An 18,483-nucleotide genomic window follows, 5' to 3' on the forward strand; every position below is an offset into this window, starting at 1 on the left:
CCCTAAAATGATTCGTTAAAAATCAATTATCCAAGGAGCATGCCCAAATGCCAAGTTATTGGCCGGGCAAATCCAATGACGGGAGTATAAGAGCCTGGTTCATAGGCCTTAAAGGCGCATTGACACTCACGGTGACTTGAGAAATAGACTCCCCAGAGGTGCGCTGTTGATTTACGCCCGCTTTTTGAGATGGACTCATTTTTACATTCTTATCAATCTCAAAATAGCTCGCAACATGTTGCAAATCTTCCGAAGTTAAATTGCCTGCCTGTTGCTTCAAGCGTAAATAAGAAAGTAAATAGTTGTATTTCGCTTGAGCCAAGTCTCTCTGAGCATTTGCCAAGCCCTTGTCAGCCAATAGCGCATCCATATTAATGCGCTCACCGCCTTTAATACTTAAACGCATTGCTTTGGTTAATTCGGTAGCCGATTCCACAGCACGATTGAGTGCTGCCACTTTTTGCTCGCTCGAGAGAACTGCGTCATATTGTTTACGCAATTCTGTCAGTACGCGTGAGCGTGCTTCATCCAATTGCGCTGAAGACTTTTCATAATTAGCACGAGATTGAGAAATCAGACCCGTAGTCTGTCCGCCATTAAAAATAGGCCATGTTGCTTGAATACCAGCAGTCGAGGTAGTGGCCTGCTGATTAATCGTCGAGATGTAGTATGAATTTTGCTGTCCCCAGGTAGCCACCGCATTAATAACCGGGAAATTTGCACCCACATTTTTTTGGAAATCCTGGCGAGCAACCTCTTGAGCATGCTGGCTGGCCAAAATTTCTGGGTTGAGAGCAAGCGCCACTTCAGTCCATGCCTCAAATGGTCGAGGATTGAGCGGCTTGATCTTAAAGCTCTTCAAAATCGGACGTACATCATTGGCTGACTGTAACTGCATGCCAACAATGGCTTCCAACTTACGCTTATTATTTTGAATCACGTCTCGAGCTTCAATCACTTGAGCATCAGCCATCTCATATGAGGCCTTAGTCTCTAGAGTATCAGTGATCGTTCCCTCGCCTTTTTCATAGCGACGAATGTTGACTTGCATTTGCTCTTTAAAGGCATCACGCTGCGCAACGTAATAAGAATATTGATCACGCGCAAAGAGTAAATCGGTATATGCCTGCAAAACCCGAATCAATAGGTCTTGGGTGTTGTAGGCAAGCTTCGCCTGCGCCAAGTTAGCCTGCGCCGCTCCCTGACGGAACTGCGCTATTGCCTGTAAATTAAAGAGGGCTTGAGTTACCTGAAAGTAAGAGTTATTACTTGGATACGCCTGATTGGTAATGACCGTAGGGCCACCAGCAGCACCAAAACGAGGAGCTGCTACATGGCTATTATTGATCGCAGAATAGTAATTCGCGGAGAGTTGGGGCAATAATCCAGAGCGACCAATTTCCAAGTTGGCGCGCCCTGCTTCTGCATCCTTAACAGCAGCCCGAAATATGGGGTCACTTGCTAAAGCACCTTCGTAAGCATTCATTAAATCCAAAGCCGATGCGTCTGTCATCAAAGATGACAATGCAAGGGCGCTGGCAATTAAAGTTTTTTTCACGACTACTCCTCATTCAATGAGGTATGAATGCGATCGGTAATCGGCTTAATGAGGTAGGACATCATTGTGCGCTCGCCAGTAACAATAAAGACTTGTGCCGGCATGCCCGGACGCACCTTGTTATCACGCAACTTGCTTTTACCTGCCGGAGTAACTTCAACTTGAATTTTGTAATACGGCTCACCAGTACGTGGATCTTGCGTGCGATTGTTCGGCACAACAATGACCTTACCGGGAATATTGGGAGTGCTGCGCTGATTAAAGGCAGGGAACATCAGTTCAACTGGTAAATCTACATGAACCTTATCAATCAAATGCACTGGCACGCGCGCCTCAACCACTAAAGCGGCATCGCGTGGCTCAACCTCAAGCAACTTCATACCCATTTGCGCTACGGCACCTGGAGTAAAAACTTCTAAGTTCACAACTGAACCAGCAACTGGCGATTTAACGGAGGTATTTGCTAAATCAAACTCATAAGCAGCAAGCCGAGATTCTTGTTCTGCCAATTGCGAACGGTAGCGAACTAAATTACCTTGATCTTCAGATAGAGAACCATTGAGTTGTAAATAATTGCGCTGAACTTCCAACACGCGATTGCGGGCAACATAACCTTCTTTAGCCAACAACTGCACATTGGCCAACTGTTCTTTCATAGCCACTAATTGCTGCTGCTTATTAGAGACGGAATCCTCGATACCCTTCACCTGGGCCTGCAAACCAAGCACGGCTTGGCGTGCGCCATTAGCCTGTGCAGTCGCCTGCAAATTATTAAAGGTAATTAGAGTCTGCCCCTCGTCCACTACCTCACCATCTTTTACCAAAATCTGATCAATCACCCCATTGAATGGCGCCTGAATTGTCTTACGCTGGCCATCAGCAATAACAGTACCTTCGGCTGGCACACCCTTATCCAAAGGAGCAAATAAGGCCCAAAGCATAAAACCGCCAAAGCCGACAAGCAGAATAATCCAGCCAAGACGTGCGTAATGCTTCTCGTCATGCTCTTCATAATCATCATCATTTGCTCTAGCTACTTGAAGAGCAGCAATACGCTCTTGAAGCCAAGCTTTGGAATTTTCGTAAGGTAGTTTTAACATCGTGTTCTCGTAATTTACTTATCACCGGATGTGCTGTCGTCATCCGTATCAATGGCGGAATCATCAGCAACCTTAACAATATTGGCTGATGCTTGAGCGCGCGCATCCGCTTCGGCTTTTGCCCTAGCGGCTGCTTGAGATTCTTGTTGCGCTTTAAATTGAGCTAGATCTTTGAGAACCTGATCGGTAGGACCAAATGCAGAAACCATACCATCACGAAGAACCAGTAATTTATTAGTTTCGCGAATAATGCTTGGACGATGACTGATCAAAATCACTGTCTTACGCATTTGACGCAAACGAATGATCGCTTGAGTCAAGGCAATCTCACCGATGTCATCTAGATTCGAATTAGGCTCATCCAGCACGATCACTGATGGACCGCCATATAGAGCACGAGCTAAACCTAAACGTTGTTTCTCACCACCAGATAAACCGAGACCACCATCACCGATCGGGGTGTCGTAGCCCTCAGGGAGGCGCAATATCAATTCATGTACCCCGGCTAATTTGGCAGCATTGACCACTTCCTCAGCATCAACATCACCAAAGCGGGCAATATTTTCACTAATCGTGCCTGCAAATAACTCAATGTCTTGCGGCAGGTAACCCATATTTGGACCAAGCTCATCTTTATTCCATTGAAAAACATCAGCGCCATCTAAACGAACCTTGCCAACTGCGGCACGCCACACACCTACAAGCAAACGCGCTAGGGTAGATTTACCTGAACCACTCGGTCCAATCACCCCTAAACAATCACCTGCGTTAATTTGAAAGCTGACACTTTTTAGAACCGGCACGGCTACCATTGGCGGAGCAGCAGTCACGCTCTCAACACTCAAAGCCCCTTGAGGTTTTGGCAACTCCATACCAGCCTCGCGTGGAGGATTGTCAGCCAGCAATTTTTGGAGGCGATGATAAGCAGAAACCACACTGCTCCATTGGCGCCACACAGCAATAATTTGCTCTACCGGGGCCAATGCACGGCCTAACAAAATAGAGCCGGCAATCATCATTCCTGATGTGACTTGGCCATAAATCACCAACAAAGCACCTACGCCCAAAATTAATGACTGCACTGCGATTCGTACAAACTTGGTAATCGAGCTCACTCGCGATGCTTTTTGACTTGCTTCAGCTTGGAGTTTTAAGAATTTAATGTGCTGGCTATACCAACGCTTACGCATATTAGGCAACATACCCATCGCCTCAATCACTTCGGCGTTGCGCAAATTATTGGTCGCCATATTGCTAGAGCGAATTGCAGTGGTATTTGCTTCGCTTAGCGGTTTGCGGGACACAATCTCATTCAACCAGGCTAGGCCTACCAGCAAAATCACACTGACAAAAGCAAACAAGCCCATCCAAAAGCTGAACATAAAGATGACTAAGAGATAAACCGGGAACCACGGTGCATCAAAAAATGCAAACATGCCATTGCCAGTTACAAACTGACGAATGGTTGTGAGATCGTTCAGAGCCTGGCCGGCATTCACTCCAGTACTGCGCAGATTTTGCTCGAAGGCAGCGGTGTAGACGCGATTATTTAAGAAGGTGTCCATCTTGGCGCCGATGCGAATCACCACCATGCTGCGAATGTATTCCAAGACTGAAATTAAAGCGAAAAGACCCAACACCATGATGCTCAGCACATACAAGGTAGTTTCATTGCGACTTACCAATACTCGGTCATATACTTCCAACATGTATATAGAAGGAACGAGCATCAAGATGTTGATACAGGCCGTAAAAATGGCAATCGTATAAAAGATGCGCTTAAATTTCACCAGCGCTTCTGTGATCTCATTTTTAGGCATCATCTGCCGGAATCGATTTTGCAAATTCGTGCTCCTGGATTAACCAAGTAAAACAGCTGATTTTAAAGGTTTTACCCCCTACTTTCCCCCTTTTTCCCCTGTTTTCAGCAAGCCAGGAACATCACCCATCGCGCTAAAACTACAGAACAACTGGAAAAAGCTCAAAAATCACTATTTATTTTTATAAAGATAGAATATTAACATTAATTGTGACCTTGATCACAATTTATCGACTAAGCCATTGATATTAATCACTCATTTTTTGATGATCTTACCCCAATACCCTCAATATTGAGGCATAAAAGGCCCCAAAATACCGATCAAGCTGCGTTAGATCGATACATCCACTCTAAGGTATCCTCTAATGGGCGCCAGCCAACCGCCTCAATACAGTCCTCCAACTTAGCAGAATCGCCAGAAAGATTAAAAATCTCATTGGCGCGGACAAACCGGGGGTTCACAGTAGCCACTAAAGAGTGGCCACTAATTTTTTCCAAAGCGCTAATCACTTGATGCAAGGAGTAACTTCGGCCCGAGGCAACGTTATAGGTTTGGCCAGGCACTCCCTGCGCAAGTAGCTTTAAATAGACTTCGCAGACATCGCGTACATCGTTATATTCTCGCAAGACATCCAAGTTCCCAAGCTCAATATGAGTCACCTGAAGATTAAAGTGCTCAACAATTTTAGGAATAATGAAATGCTTGCCGTGCCCTACTCCCGTGTAATTAAAGGGGCGAATAATGACAATGGGCAAACGATCTAAAAAAGGCTGGCTTAAGTATTCCATCGCCAATTTACTCATGGCGTAGTGACTCACCGGAGCGGGCATCTCGGCTTCTGAAGTGGGGCAATTCACATTATTGCCATAGACATTGGCAGAGCTTGCAAGAATAATTTTTTGTGGCGGCTTATCAAGTTGCGATAAGGCGTTAAGTAAATTTAAGCTTCCCAACAGATTGACTCCGTAGTAAGCAAGCTCCTCTTCGCCTGCTACATGACTTATCCCCGCTAAGTGCACCACATGGGTAGGAGCGATGCGTAGCACCTGCTCACGCACATTACCCAAATCTTGGAGGTCACCTTCAAGAGCATGCACCTCATAGTCAGCACCCTTGGCAGCATGAGACAGATGTATCCCCGTAAAGCCATCGGCCCCAGTAATCAGTAACCGCATTTTTAAAATGAATAGCCCAGTTGATTACGCTTGATATCAGCATCGACCATCATCTGGCACAAAGACTCTAATGATGTTTTGGGCTCCCAGCCTAAGATTTTTTTGGCTTTTTCTGGATTTCCAATCAATAGATCTACTTCTGCCGGACGATTAAATTGTGGGTTGATTCGGACAATCGTTTTTCCACTCTGAAGATCAACTCCAAGCTCTTGCTCTCCAGCACCACGCCACTCCAAATCAAAGCCAGCAGCTTTAGCTGCCATGGTGACAAAATCACGAACTGTTTCAGTGCGGTTCGTTGCCAGAACAAAGGTATCCGGCTCTTTGGCTTGCAACATTCTCCACATGCCCTCTACGTAATCCTTAGCAAAACCCCAATCCCGTTTTGCATCTAGATTGCCCAACTCCAATACGGGCGTCAAACCCAATTTGATTTTGGCCAAGGTATCGGTAATTTTTCGGGTTACGAACTCTTGCCCGCGTAATGGTGACTCGTGGTTAAACAAAATACCGCTAGAGGCAAAAATGCCATAGCTCTCCCGATAATTGATCGTCATCCAATGGGCATAGAGCTTAGCTACGCCATAGGGGCTACGGGGATAAAACGGAGTGTCTTCCACTTGCGGAATGGCCTGTACTTTGCCAAACATCTCGGAAGTAGACGCTTGATAAAAACGAATTTTGGGATTGACGATCCGAATAGTCTCTAATAAGTTCACGGGACCAATACCGGTAATTTCTGCAGTAGTAATAGGCTGATCAAATGACACACCCACAAAACTTTGGGCAGCTAAGTTATAAACCTCATCAGCCTTCGTTTTTTCTAATAAACGAATCGCTGAAGATAGGTCCGTTAAATCAAACTCGACTAAATGCAAATCAGGGTGTCGATCAATTCCTAGTTCTTGGATTCGCCAAAAATTAACTGAACTCGTGCGACGATAAGTGCCGTAAACAGAGTAATTTTTATCGAGCAACAATTGCGCCAAGTAGGCTCCATCTTGCCCTGTAATTCCCGTAATGATTGCTACTTTTTTTGCGCCGCTCACAAGCTACCCACCCTCATCAATATAGTTATTTGAAAAACAATTTTTAAGTACGCACTTCCGACTTGCAATAGTCTGCATAGGTCTGTGTTAGTCCATCTAGCAGCTCTTTTTGAGGCAACCAACCCAGCTCTCTGAGCCTTCCAGAATCCATCAGCTTCCTAGGTGAACCATCAGGCTTAGATGTATCAAACAAAATCGCGCCCTGGTAGCCCACTACTTGAGCCATCAGCAGTGCGAGCTCTTTAATTGACAAGTCAGAGCCAAAGCCAACATTGATATGGCTTCGCATTGGCTCCGTTTGTGAGTCATAGATCTTCTTATCTAAATTCATTACAAAAATAGAAGCAGCTGCCATGTCATCAACATATAAAAATTCTCGGCGCGGAGTTCCAGTTCCCCAAATCAATACCTCTGGGGATGCATTGACCTTAGCCTCATGCAGACGCCGCATTAATGCCGGAATGACGTGGCTATTTTCTGGATGATAGTTATCACCTGGACCGTATAAATTGGTAGGCATGACTGAACGGTAATCAATGCCATGGGTCTGGCCATATTGGCGGTTATAGCTTTCACACAATTTAATGCCCGCAATTTTGGCCATGCCATAGGGCTCATTAGTGGACTCTAATTTGCCCTCCATGAGCGCTTCTTCAACCATGGGCTGAGTAGCCAAGCGAGGATAAATACAGCTAGAACCCAAAAATAAGATCTTTTTCGTTCCAGATAAAAATGCTTGGTGAATGACATTGCATTCGACCATTAAATTCTCATAAATAAATTCGGCAGGATAGGTATTGTTGGCATGAATCCCGCCAACCTTGGCTGCAGCCATATAAACCTGATCGGGACGTTCCTGTTTAAAGAACTCAGCAACTGCCTCTTGGCTGGTGAGATCGAGCTCTTTTCGACTACGCGTAATGATGTTGGTATGGCCCATTTGCTTTAAGTTACGCAAAATGGATGACCCAACCATGCCGTTGTGGCCTGCAACAAAAATCTTCGGATTTTGATTATTTTGCATGTGATTTAAATGAGCAAGGGATAAATTACGCCATCACGACCATTATCCCTCAATATGAGCCATTGCCTGCCCTCATTCCCGCAATAAGGAATCAGTCACGCTTTTTGCTAGGTACGGCCATATTCATCATCAAAACGCACAATATCGTCTTCGCCGGTATAAGAACCGCTTTGCACTTCGATCATGACCAGCATCTCTGAATCAATATTTTCCAAGCGATGCTTATGGCCCGCGGGAATATAGGTTGATTCATTCGTCGAGAGAATCAGCGTCCGATCCCCGTTAGTGACTTTCGCTTTACCGCTCACAACAATCCAATGCTCACTGCGATGATGATGCATTTGTAAACTTAAACGGGCATTAGGCTTGACCTCAATGCGCTTGATTTTAAAGTTCACACCTTCTTGCAATATTGTGTAAGTACCCCAAGGACGAGAAACCGTACGATGTAGTTTGACGATTTGATGATCAGCCAACTTCAGTTGCGCCACTACGCTTTTCACATCTTGCGAGCGATTGGCATCGACAACCAATAAAGCATCTGGAGTATCGATCACCATGACATCTTTTAATCCCACTGTAGCCACTAAACGATCTTCGGACTGCACAAAGGTATTGGTTGAGTCAACGAACACACTTTCGCCTAGTGCCCGATTGCCATTAGCATCAGGCTTTGCTAGATCCCGAATCGCAGCCCAAGAGCCAATGTCGTTCCAGGCAAAATCGCCGTCAACCACCACCACCTTGTCTGAGCGCTCCATTAAGGCGTAGTCAATTGAGATATTTGGAACCGTCTCAAATGGAATATCTGGGATCTCTAGAGCCGTTGAGAGCGCGGCTTGCTGGTACATACCAGCCCAGCACATCTCTACATTAGAAGCGACTTTAGGAGCCCAGATTTTTAATTGCTCTAGCAGGGTGGAAGCGCGAAAACAAAACATCCCCGAATTCCACAAATAATTTCCATCGGCTAAATATTGCTTAGCAGTTTCGAGGTTGGGCTTCTCAACAAAGCGATTCACTTTTTTGCCATTGCCCATCGCTTGACCGCACTCAATGTATCCAAATCCAGTTTCTGGAGCGGATGGCTTAATCCCAAAGGTCACCAAATAACCATCATTCGCTAATTGGGCGGCTTTATTGACTGCATTATTGAAATGCTCAAAGTCATCAATTAAGTGATCAGCAGGCAATATCAGCAAAATGATGTCATGACCATATCGACTAATGGCTTGATGTGCTGACAAGGCGATAGCAGCTGCAGTATTACGCGCAAATGGTTCTAATAAAAATAAGCTATTGATACCTGCTTTGAGCTCTACATCGCGAGAAAGAAAATAATAGGCTTGATTGGTTACCGTGAGGACTTGAGGATGATCATTTAGACGCAGGCAAGTAGATAGCTTGGCTGCCCTCAAATAGGTCTTTTCCAGCAGGCTTTGACCATCAGCCAATTTCATAAAAGGCTTCGGATGACCTTCACGGGAAACGGGCCATAAACGCGTTCCAGCGCCGCCAGACAAAATTACCGGTAATAAATCCAGTTTCATCATTTGATTATTGAGTATGGCAAATCAGATATTGAGGCATTAAGCTATAAAACACCGTAAATTGCTCCCATCTATAATGCCAATATGTCAGTTCCGGCCATTATTCGCAATCTCAAAAGGCATTTCAAGCAATTTGCAGTGAGATTGTTTTTCCTGCTAACTCCTAGAATTATCCCACAGCTAAAGCAGCGGCAAATGGGGATTAACTTAATTGGGTACTACCAGGGTGATTTAGGCTTGGGAGAGGCTCTGCGCTACATTGCGCGCGCAATTGACAAGGCATCCATCCCATTTATTGTGCGTAGATTTAGTGCGCCTCTATTGAGCAGTCAAAACAATAAAACCTTAGACCCCTATTTATCGGACTATTGTCAATATCCAATCAACTGCATCACCGTCAATCCCGACTTACTATATCGCCTACCGGCTTGGGTCGGTTTAGCGGAATGGGCAAATCGCTATAACATTGCTTACTGGTTTTGGGAGCTGAAAAATTTTCCGCAGGAGTGGCGCTACGCCCTATCCTTAATTGATGAGATTTGGGTCAACACGGAGTTTATTGCCTCCTCGATGCGCCAAGCGCATAAAAGAGTTGTCAAAATTCCATTTGCAGTTGAATTTGAAAAACCAGACGCGCAATTTACACGCCAATACTTTGGATTACCAGAAACAGGATTTCTGTTTTTAAGTAGCTTTGACTTCAACTCATCTGTGGCACGCAAAAACCCTCAGGCAACAATTGATGCTTTTTTGCTAGCATTCCCGCCTGAAGAAAAAAATGTTTTTCTAATCATTAAATCCATTAACAAACATTTGCACCCCGATACCTTTGCCAAGCTAGAGCAACGGGCAAAAAAGGACAGTCGTATTATTTTTATGGATCAACAGCTCAGCACAGCGCAAATGCGGGGGCTACTCAATTGCGTTGATAGTTATATTTCACTTCACCGCTCGGAGGGCTTGGGGCTTGGCATGGCTGAGTCCATGTACTTAGGTAAACCCGTTGTAGGCACTGCATACTCAGGTAACTTGGAGTTTATGAATCCAAGCAACTCTTGTTTAATTTCCTATGATGAGATTGCTGTAGATCCTGCAGACTATCACTACTCTAAAAATCAGGTATGGGCTAATGCGCACGTTCCTGCTGCTGCTGCTGCATTACAAAAAATTGTGCATGATGTTCCATTTAGAAATATGCTGGGCATGAATGCACAACTCTATATGCGAGAACACCATTCTTTTGCAGTGATGGGCAAAGCGATTTCTGAGCGACTAGATCAGCTACACAAGCTGTACTAACTCTTATACCCTCTTAAAAATAGTAGCCAAGAGCAGGCTTAGCGTGCCGCGATAAGTTTGTCGATATACGCCGCATACCTCAATTAATCGGATACGGTCTTTTAGACTAGCGTTTCTAATTTTTTCAAATAAACGCAAAATTTCCTGATTATTTTTGCTTAATAAGGAAACAGCGCTTTCTAGTGCGGCGGTATTTTTGGTATTCCAATTCCGAAAGCGCCCACCCAACAACATCATGATGGGTTTTACAACTGAGAATATGGAATGGGAACCACCCACTTGGGCTTCCTCATGCTGGCGATATAGCAAGTGGGGAGTTGGGTCGTAGACAATTAAACCATCAGCCCCAGATATCAATTGATATATCCACCAATCATGCAAGGGAACATCTACCGAACCGACTTTTTCGATCAAGCGTTTAGCTGCCAAGTTAAATAACATCGTATTCCCCCCGGCAATACTTTGCACCAGGGCATTACGAAAGCTGGGAGGGAAAACGAATAAAGGAGACATGCCACAGGGCTCTAAAATTTTGTTGACATATTGCGTACGACCGCAATACAAAAACACCTCGCTTGGAGAGTCCTGCAAAGCGGCTGTAGCCGCTTGTAATGCGCTGCTTAATTTGTCAGCCAACCAGACATCATCTTGGTCACAGAATGCATAGTAGTCCGCCTCAATATTAGGATCGCAAGCTAGTGACAAAAAGTTACGGCAGAATCCTTGCTGCGGCCCCTTACGAATATGCAACCTACCAACCGGCCAGCGTGATTGAAAATCATGCAAGATCTCTATAGTGCGATCACTAGAGCCATCATCACTTGCATATACCACCCAATCAGGATGATCTTGCGTTTCAATGGATGCAAGCTGATCAGTCAAATACTTTTCACCGTGATAAGTGCACAGCAGGATTGCTACCACCACAGAGGAATGGGGTGTTTGAATGGAAGGTGTTGGTGTAAAAGTGCTCATCAATTCGATTTCACTCTAAATCAGTGATATGAGAATCAGGCACATAACCACTCACTGAAGCTAAAAGAATGGACTGTATTCCATGCAAGTCTCGTGCTTGGCAATAGCCTTTTAAAGCATCAAGTCGAGAAGTAAATTCTGATAAAGGAATAAACTCCTCATGCGCTTTCATAATCCGTTTATTCTGCGTTTGCTCTGGGTTATCGGCAATTAATAATTCTTCATATAGTTTTTCGCCAGGACGCAATCCAGTAATGGCAATTTCAATATCCCCATCCGGATTACCAACATCGCATACCGTTAAGCCCGATAACTCAATAATGCGTCGGGCAAGGTCCATGATCTTGACTGGATCACCCATATCTAACAAGAACACGTCACCACCAGTAGCCATGGCAGATGCCTGAATTACCAATTGAGCAGCCTCAGGAATGGTCATAAAGTAGCGCGTGACTTCAGCATGCGTTAAGGTCACGGGACCACCCTGCGCTACTTGCTGTTTAAACAGGGGCACCACTGAGCCCGATGAATCCAATACATTCCCGAATCGCACCATAGAGAAAATCGTGTTGCGTCCTGCTTGAGGATGAGTTTTTTGCTCTTGAGCCAAGCCCTGCAAAACTAATTCGGCCAAGCGTTTGCTTGCGCCCATCACGTTGGTGGGTCGCACTGCCTTATCGGTACTAATCAAGGTAAAACTACTCACCCCCTGCTCAAGCGCCACGGATGCAGTGGTCAAAGTACCAAAAACGTTATTCAGAATCCCTTCGACTGGATTCGCCTCTACTAATGGGACGTGTTTATACGCAGCAGCATGGTATGCGGTATGAGGTTTTTCGGCAGAAAAGAGTTCTCTTAAATGAGATTCATCACGCACCGAACCCAGGATAGGCAATAGCTCTACCGATAAAGAACGGTGCTCAATTAATTGTTTTAACTCTTGGTTAACTTGGTATAGATTGAATTCACTTTGCTCAAACAAAATTAACTTGCGAGGCTTCTCCAAAACAATTTGCCTGCACAGCTCACTTCCGATAGAGCCGCCAGCCCCCGTCACCAAGACAACTTTTTCGGTAATATTTTTTTTCAACAAATCAGCATTGGGCTCAACTGGATCACGCCCCAATAAATCCTCAATATCAAGTTCATGAATATCAGAAATCGCAATTTTTCCCTTGGCCATATCTATCATGCTTGGCAAGGTTTTTACTCGGAGTTTTTGAGTTTGAACAAATGCAATAATTTCATTTCGACGACGACGACTAATGGATGGCAACGCCAAAAGAACATCGGTGATCTTGAGTTTAGAAATCAGCTTTGGCAATTTTTCAGCAGAGTAAATACGATAGCCATTTAATACATTGCCATCTAAAGCAGGATCATCTTCTAAAAATCCCAAGATATTCATTTGATGACTCTGTCTTAAAGCACCAACCAACTGACGACCTGTAGAGCCTGCACCATATATGAGAACCCGAGGCAAGTGCTGACGCTTTAATTTAGAACGATAGGCACCGCCCAACCAAAATGCCGCCAGGAGACGAGAGCCACCAATAAAAAGCAGTAGCAAGATTGGCTGAATCAACCCCACCGTACGCGGAACACCAGGCAAACCGATGACTGTGATTAGAAAGCCATACAACAAGCTATAAATACCCACTGCACGAACTAGCGCGACTAATACTGGCAAGCCCGAAAAACGAAAGATGGTTCTATAAAGTCCAGAAATAATAAATATCGGCAATGAAAATAATAGGGCCGGCCAAAATGCGGAAAAAATTTGCCATTCCGTATTCAATGGATTAATCCATTGACCAAGGCGTAAATAGAATGCAAGCCAGACTGTCAATCCAATCAAAGCCACATCCAACAAAAGCGCAATCATTCTTTTGAGGAGCCGAGGCATCGCCAAAAGAAACTGCGTTGTTTTATTAGAAGAGGGAATAATCATGAATATATATAGCCACTTAGTGGGAGACGCCTTTTGCTTTTGCTACCTGAACCGCAGTTAACCAAATGATCTTCATATCAAAAAGGAAATTGCGATGCCTCAAATAGTCATAATCAAATTTTACCTTTTCATTAATGCTGAGTTCATCCCTGCCGTTAAGTTGCGCCCATCCCGTCAGACCTGGAGATAGTCGATCTACCCCTGCTTGTGTCCGTAATGCGATTAAATCAGCTTGATTAAACAAGGCAGGACGGGGGCCCACAAAACTCATATCCCCCACCAATATATTCCAAAGCTGAGGCAATTCATCCAAACTGGACTTTCTTAAAAAGCCCCCAACTGGAGTTAACTGAGACGAAGGATCTGCTAGCAAGTGTGTAGCTACTGCAGGAGTATCTATCTTCATTGTGCGAAGTTTAGCCATCCGAAACACGACATTATTTTTACCCACCCTGTCAGACCAATAAATTGCCGGCCCCGGAGAACTCAATTTAACCACCAGCATTAAGAACAATAAAATGGGTAATAGGAGGATGCTCAAGATTAGAGCAAGTGAAAAATCAAATAAGCGTTTCATTTACGTAAATACCACTTAACAGTGAAAGCGAGACCCTGTTCAAGGGTGAATGGCGGTGACCAACCTAACAAACTCTTGGTTTTCGAAATATCGACCTGCAAACTATCACATAAACGCTGGGCAATTGATCGTTTTCCTATCAAGCTAGCAGCAAGCTTTAGCAGGGCACTAGGAATGGGAATAAGCACAGTGCGAACATGCATGGCTGCTGCCAATTTACGAATCAGACTTGCTACCGAAATATCCTCATCATCTGACACTAAAAATACTTGGTTTTTAGCATCAGGGTGACTGACGGATACCAGAATTAAATCAATTAAATTGCCTAAGAAAACCATGCTGCGCAGATTATGAATACCACCTAGTGGTAAAGGCATCCCAGAGCGAACCCATTTCATCATGCTGGCAAAATTGGCTTTCACTCTTGGACCATAAATCAGTGGTGGGCGAATAATCACCACCTCCATGCCCGTTAATCTGGCAAGCGCTAAGAGCTGCTCTTCCGCCTGCATTTTAGATACTCCATAGGGATCACTTGGCGCAGGATAATCGGCAGGTGTAAAAGGCACTCCTATAGCAGTGGACTCGCCATTCACTTTAATAGAACTCATATAAATAAACCGTTTGATGCCTAGCGTTACCGCCTGCTTGGCCAAAGCCAGTGTGGCATCAACATTCATGGCCTGATACTGAACTAGAGGATTTTCGGTCGCATCTTTCATGACATGGACCCGCGCGGCTAAATGGATGACAACATCCACCCCTTTCAACGCATCACACACATTAGCTTGATGGCTGAAATCTGACACAACGAAATTGTGAACAGACTCAGCAAAGACTGCAGGCTTTCTGGTGCAGGCTGTTACTTGGTAACCCATTGCGGCAGACTGTTCAACCAATGCCCGACCAACAAAACCATTAGCGCCAGTGATTAATAGACTTTTCATAAGCCTTTTCCAAACAAGGCTAAATATAAACATGAAAATAAAAAGATGAATTTGTCGCGAAAGCGTCGGCGACAATTCCAAAAATCTAAAGACAATCTTAACAAACCAAGAGAACCTCCAGCAATCCAAGATCGTACAAAAGGGGCCTTGTCGGCACCAATCATTCTAGCGATCAGCGCTGCCTGAGTTAAAGCCCAACCACTAGAAACCTTACTTGCACGACGCATAAATCCTTTAAGGCCGGCATTAACACCCACCTGATTTTGAGAATGCTGACGATAGTAAATGAGAGCTTGATGATCAATGGTCCAGCGATAGCCTCGTGAGCGTACATAGGCATAGATCAACCAATCGTGCAGGCCTACCTGATTAATCTCTTGACCATGCGAGGCAATAAATTGCTTGATCTCCCAAGCTAGACTGGCTTTAAAAACATAAGTACAACCTGGACCAGCTGCCTCAAATAAATAATCCCAGCGAACCTGAGCTTGGGACTTATTCACTAAAGCAGTTCTACCATCTTCCCAAAAAGCAATGGCATTGCTTGAGTAAGCCACTACCCCCTCTTGTGCCAATACCTGGGTGGCTCTACTTAACTTTTCTGGTGACCAAATGTCATCCTGATCAGATAGACAGACATAATCAAATTCACTCAAATCTACCTCTTGAAAGAGGCGGAAGAAATTCGGAGCCGCACTCCCAAACACTCTTCCATGTGGCAATACCCGTAAACGTACATCGCGAGCTGCTTGCAAATCAAACCAAGCTTCTGTGCCATCACTAGATTGATCAACACTAATAAAGACGGTGACCAAGACACCCTCTTGATTCAAAATTGATGCTAATTGCTCATCTAGCCAAGCCATACCATTAAATGCCGCTAATAGAACGGCGACCTTTGCAACATCTGATCCAGCGGGTTCACGCGACACAGACATCATTGAGCGTTTTTCCTATCTTCATTAAGCTTGGAGTCTGATGGGCAAAAATAAACATAGTTTGGCGCTGGCAAATACGTAACCAAACCCCTTGCACCGCCATAAGCTAGCAATAACAAGATCAAAACAGCGAGTAAGAATCGCCTTTTTTGCTCCACTAGCTGCACTAAAGCCGCACCTAACACCAAAACCACTGGTAACAGCAGGAGATCGGCTAAGCGAGAGGCAATAACCACATTAAAACGAAATATTCCCAAAATCACTATAGCGAGAAAACCTGAAATCAAGGCCATCTTCTTGAGTTCTTGCCAGGCCGGCTGTATTGGCTGGTAAATTTTCCAAACCAATAAAGTTAAAGCGCCAACAAACAAAGGGAAATAAGCAAATAAGCCGGTACTATTTTGTCGATGGTAAATGGCGCCCACTGAATAAGCCATATAGCGCGCATTGGTCTTGTCACCAAGCCACATAAGCATTTCTTGGACTAGACCGGTATAAGCTAGGATCACACCAAATACCCCCAGCGCAATTAATAAGCGAGTGCCGTAGCGATCGTATAAACCCTTTAATAAAAAAACGAGAAAAAAGGTAGCGGCTGATAAATGAAAAGCGCAGGCAAAGCAGAGCAACAATAAAGATTGTTTTCGCCGGCCCTGAGCAAACCAAATCAGAGACCAAAGCGCAACTGACAAGGCCAAAGCAATCCGAATTTGAGTACCCTCATGTAAAAAACTTAGCACCATGAAATATGGCAGTACATATAGAAAACTTAGGGTAGGCACCAAACGCTTGAGAGCAAAAAATTTAATAGACAATGCCAACAATATCAACGCCGCAAAAAAAACTTCAAAAGGCAAAAATAAGGTGCCCAACGCCTGAAGCATGGAATAAGCAGGATCACGAACAAGGCTATGTAGCCCAAAAAAACGTTCGCCCGGACTTAACACCAATGCAGTATTAAACCAACAGTGGTAATTGAAATAATCTCTTGAGTAATGCGTAGTGAGCGCTAGTAACACAATCCAGCAGATCAATAACCCGAGATATGCCTTGAATTGATCTTTATATCGTGTCATTAGCTTCAACAAGGAACTGTCATGACTCATCAAAAAATTGAAATGATGGCGAAAAATAATGCAGACAGGCAATAAGAAAACAGGCGTCCATACAATAAAGATGTACCTGCCTGCTTTAAATTACCCGCATCAATCAGCCGCATAGAGACTGGGTCTTGAATTGCAAATACCAACAAGGTGGCAAAAAAATTCATCATCTGACCGAAGTAGACTGATGTCATGCGCATTTGAGGGTAATAACTCGCAATACCAAACGGGACAAACATTGCAATCACAATTAACACATTTGTAATCGCTGAATAAGCAGCAAGCTTAAGGGAGCAACCCTGAAAACCCCCAATCTCACGCCAAACCTGCACCATAGCTACACGGCGAAACGAGGGATATAGCACTGGAAATAAGGCAAGCTGAACTAGCCGACAAAATGATTGAGATTTGATTAGGAAAAAGACAGCGCCAATACCCACTAGCGAGGCGACAAAGAAGATAAACGCTACTGGAACATGCAACCTTCCAGTTTCAAAAGCAAATGAAAGAACAAAAATCACCAGCACATTCGATATTCTTGCAATGTACTGAACCAAGTTCGACATCGCCAATACTTCGCCAAGCCCCTCTATTCCAGCTACTCGCAAAAAGACTGCGTACGCGTCCATCACAAAACCAAAAATCAGTATCAGGATGAGAAATCCAACACTCATCATTGCAACTAAATCGTAGCTCAAGCTATCAAGCACAACTAACCCACTCTTTCAAATCAAAGTCATAGCACTTAACTACTTTAGCTGGAGCTCCCATAGCAATTGAATTGGCAGGAATCGATTTGGTGACAACAGCAGAAGCGCCAATAATAGAATTCTCCCCAATCTCAACGCCTTTTAAAACACAGACGTTTTCACCTAGCCACACATTGTTGCCAATTTTGACTGGGAAAGTTTGTAATATTTTTTGAGATTGAATTTCTGCTGGGCCAGATAAATGCTCTGGCGCACCCCGATAAATACCGTGGTCATGATCGGAGATGTAGACCTTGCTGGCCATTAAGACATTATCTCCAATGATGACGCTGTCTACTGCGCCGATATGAACATAATCCCCCACCTCGACGTTATCTCCAAAAATGACTTGATTCGATTTCTGACCAAATGCATCAATACGCAAACCAACGCCAGAAGTAAAGCCTCGACCGAAATGAATATTTCTTGCACCGCGAAAATAATAGGGGTAACGAATTAAACGCACCTGGTGCGAAACAAACTTGGAGAGGATCAAATCCCGAATCAAGCGCAGTGAACCAAGAAACCCATAGCGCCTTAAGGTGGCAAGTGTCCCTCTTTCTATCAACACTGATTTACTCCCATTCCCCTTGCCTCTTTTATAAAGCTAACTTGTAGCGATTTTAGTGTGTTTATCGTGCTACCAATTAAAAACTATAAAAAATTTA

The 18,483-nt window shown here is 44.3% G+C and carries 16 protein-coding genes; 1 reads left to right on the forward strand and 15 read right to left on the reverse strand.

All coding sequences use genetic code 11. The annotated features are described in order from the left end of the window. Window positions 1–55: 55 nt before the first annotated feature. The 7 genes from ICN30_RS09670 to ICN30_RS09700 form a co-directional block, all read right to left on the reverse strand. Window positions 56–1,558 carry a TolC family outer membrane protein gene (locus ICN30_RS09670; protein WP_216275229.1) on the reverse strand — a complete coding sequence of 501 codons (1,503 nt, stop codon included), beginning with the start codon at window positions 1,556–1,558 and terminating at the stop codon, window positions 56–58. A 2-nt stretch (window positions 1,559–1,560) separates the two neighbouring features. Continuing rightward, window positions 1,561–2,658, reverse strand: a complete 1,098-nt coding sequence (locus ICN30_RS09675; RefSeq protein WP_216275231.1) for an HlyD family efflux transporter periplasmic adaptor subunit — start codon at window positions 2,656–2,658, stop codon at window positions 1,561–1,563. Between the two features lie 14 nt (window positions 2,659–2,672). After that, window positions 2,673–4,481 carry a type I secretion system permease/ATPase gene (locus tag ICN30_RS09680; protein ID WP_216275233.1) on the reverse strand — a complete coding sequence of 603 codons (1,809 nt, stop codon included), beginning with the start codon at window positions 4,479–4,481 and terminating at the stop codon, window positions 2,673–2,675. Window positions 4,482–4,798: 317 nt separating this feature from the next. After that, entirely contained in the window at window positions 4,799–5,653 is an 855-nt protein-coding gene (locus tag ICN30_RS09685; protein ID WP_216275235.1) for a GDP-mannose 4,6-dehydratase, read from the reverse strand. A gap of 2 nt (window positions 5,654–5,655) precedes the next feature. Next, window positions 5,656–6,702 carry a GDP-mannose 4,6-dehydratase gene (gene gmd / locus ICN30_RS09690; RefSeq protein WP_216275237.1) on the reverse strand — a complete coding sequence of 349 codons (1,047 nt, stop codon included), beginning with the start codon at window positions 6,700–6,702 and terminating at the stop codon, window positions 5,656–5,658. Between the two features lie 43 nt (window positions 6,703–6,745). Next, entirely contained in the window at window positions 6,746–7,726 is a 981-nt protein-coding gene (locus ICN30_RS09695) for a GDP-L-fucose synthase (RefSeq protein ID WP_216275238.1), read from the reverse strand. A gap of 107 nt (window positions 7,727–7,833) precedes the next feature. Then, complete coding sequence (locus ICN30_RS09700) at window positions 7,834–9,279, reverse strand: mannose-1-phosphate guanylyltransferase/mannose-6-phosphate isomerase (RefSeq protein WP_255533208.1); 1,446 nt, start codon at window positions 9,277–9,279, stop codon at window positions 7,834–7,836. A gap of 192 nt (window positions 9,280–9,471) precedes the next feature. Between ICN30_RS09700 and ICN30_RS09705 the strand changes: the two genes are divergently transcribed. Continuing rightward, entirely contained in the window at window positions 9,472–10,575 is a 1,104-nt protein-coding gene (locus tag ICN30_RS09705) for a glycosyltransferase (RefSeq protein WP_216275240.1), read from the forward strand. Between the two features lie 3 nt (window positions 10,576–10,578). Here the strand turns inward: ICN30_RS09705 and ICN30_RS09710 are convergent, their stop codons facing one another. The 8 genes from ICN30_RS09710 to ICN30_RS11710 are packed head-to-tail and all read right to left on the reverse strand — an operon-like array spanning window position 10,579 to window position 18,386. Next, window positions 10,579–11,550 (reverse strand): glycosyltransferase family 2 protein, encoded by a 972-nt coding sequence (locus ICN30_RS09710; RefSeq protein WP_216275242.1) that lies wholly within the window; start codon window positions 11,548–11,550, stop codon window positions 10,579–10,581. A gap of 10 nt (window positions 11,551–11,560) precedes the next feature. After that, window positions 11,561–13,501 carry a nucleoside-diphosphate sugar epimerase/dehydratase gene (locus tag ICN30_RS09715; protein WP_216275244.1) on the reverse strand — a complete coding sequence of 647 codons (1,941 nt, stop codon included), beginning with the start codon at window positions 13,499–13,501 and terminating at the stop codon, window positions 11,561–11,563. Window positions 13,502–13,517: 16 nt separating this feature from the next. Next, window positions 13,518–14,078, reverse strand: a complete 561-nt coding sequence (locus tag ICN30_RS09720) for a sugar transferase (RefSeq protein ID WP_216275246.1) — start codon at window positions 14,076–14,078, stop codon at window positions 13,518–13,520. Beyond that, entirely contained in the window at window positions 14,075–15,025 is a 951-nt protein-coding gene (locus ICN30_RS09725; protein ID WP_216275248.1) for an SDR family oxidoreductase, read from the reverse strand. The genes ICN30_RS09720 and ICN30_RS09725 overlap by 4 nt, the downstream gene beginning before the upstream one ends. After that, window positions 15,022–15,966 (reverse strand): glycosyltransferase, encoded by a 945-nt coding sequence (locus ICN30_RS09730; protein ID WP_216275249.1) that lies wholly within the window; start codon window positions 15,964–15,966, stop codon window positions 15,022–15,024. Before ICN30_RS09730 ends, ICN30_RS09725 begins: the two co-directional genes overlap by 4 nt. Continuing rightward, window positions 15,963–17,069 carry an EpsG family protein gene (locus ICN30_RS09735; protein WP_216275251.1) on the reverse strand — a complete coding sequence of 369 codons (1,107 nt, stop codon included), beginning with the start codon at window positions 17,067–17,069 and terminating at the stop codon, window positions 15,963–15,965. The genes ICN30_RS09730 and ICN30_RS09735 overlap by 4 nt, the downstream gene beginning before the upstream one ends. After that, a complete protein-coding gene (locus ICN30_RS09740; RefSeq protein ID WP_216275253.1) occupies window positions 17,069–17,764 on the reverse strand; it encodes a hypothetical protein in 696 nt (231 codons plus the stop codon). Before ICN30_RS09740 ends, ICN30_RS09735 begins: the two co-directional genes overlap by 1 nt. Window positions 17,765–17,768: 4 nt before the next feature. Then, on the reverse strand, window positions 17,769–18,386 hold the full coding sequence (locus ICN30_RS11710; protein WP_370626630.1) for a DapH/DapD/GlmU-related protein: 618 nt from the start codon (window positions 18,384–18,386) through the stop codon (window positions 17,769–17,771). Window positions 18,387–18,483: the final 97 nt, after the last annotated feature.

Origin of the sequence: Polynucleobacter sp. 31A-FELB (assembly GCF_018882405.1) — a bacterium.
Taxonomy (GTDB): Bacteria; Pseudomonadota; Gammaproteobacteria; order Burkholderiales; family Burkholderiaceae; genus Polynucleobacter.

Bases quoted from the DNA above. Each gene is read 5' to 3' on its own strand.
- ICN30_RS09675 (WP_216275231.1), bottom strand. From the start codon at position 2,658: ATGTTAAAACTACCTTACGAAAATTCCAAAGCTTGGCTTCAAGAGCGT.
- ICN30_RS09680 (WP_216275233.1), bottom strand. From the start codon at position 4,481: ATGATGCCTAAAAATGAGATCACAGAAGCGCTGGTGAAATTTAAGCGC.
- ICN30_RS09685 (WP_216275235.1), bottom strand. From the start codon at position 5,653: ATGCGGTTACTGATTACTGGGGCCGATGGCTTTACGGGGATACATCTG.
- ICN30_RS09695 (WP_216275238.1), bottom strand. From the start codon at position 7,726: ATGCAAAATAATCAAAATCCGAAGATTTTTGTTGCAGGCCACAACGGC.
- ICN30_RS09700 (WP_255533208.1), bottom strand. From the start codon at position 9,279: ATGATGAAACTGGATTTATTACCGGTAATTTTGTCTGGCGGCGCTGGA.
- ICN30_RS09705 (WP_216275240.1), top strand. From the start codon at position 9,472: ATGGGGATTAACTTAATTGGGTACTACCAGGGTGATTTAGGCTTGGGA.
- ICN30_RS09710 (WP_216275242.1), bottom strand. From the start codon at position 11,550: ATGAGCACTTTTACACCAACACCTTCCATTCAAACACCCCATTCCTCT.
- ICN30_RS09715 (WP_216275244.1), bottom strand. From the start codon at position 13,501: ATGATTATTCCCTCTTCTAATAAAACAACGCAGTTTCTTTTGGCGATG.
- ICN30_RS09720 (WP_216275246.1), bottom strand. From the start codon at position 14,078: ATGAAACGCTTATTTGATTTTTCACTTGCTCTAATCTTGAGCATCCTC.
- ICN30_RS09725 (WP_216275248.1), bottom strand. From the start codon at position 15,025: ATGAAAAGTCTATTAATCACTGGCGCTAATGGTTTTGTTGGTCGGGCA.
- ICN30_RS09730 (WP_216275249.1), bottom strand. From the start codon at position 15,966: ATGATGTCTGTGTCGCGTGAACCCGCTGGATCAGATGTTGCAAAGGTC.
- ICN30_RS09735 (WP_216275251.1), bottom strand. From the start codon at position 17,069: ATGAGTCATGACAGTTCCTTGTTGAAGCTAATGACACGATATAAAGAT.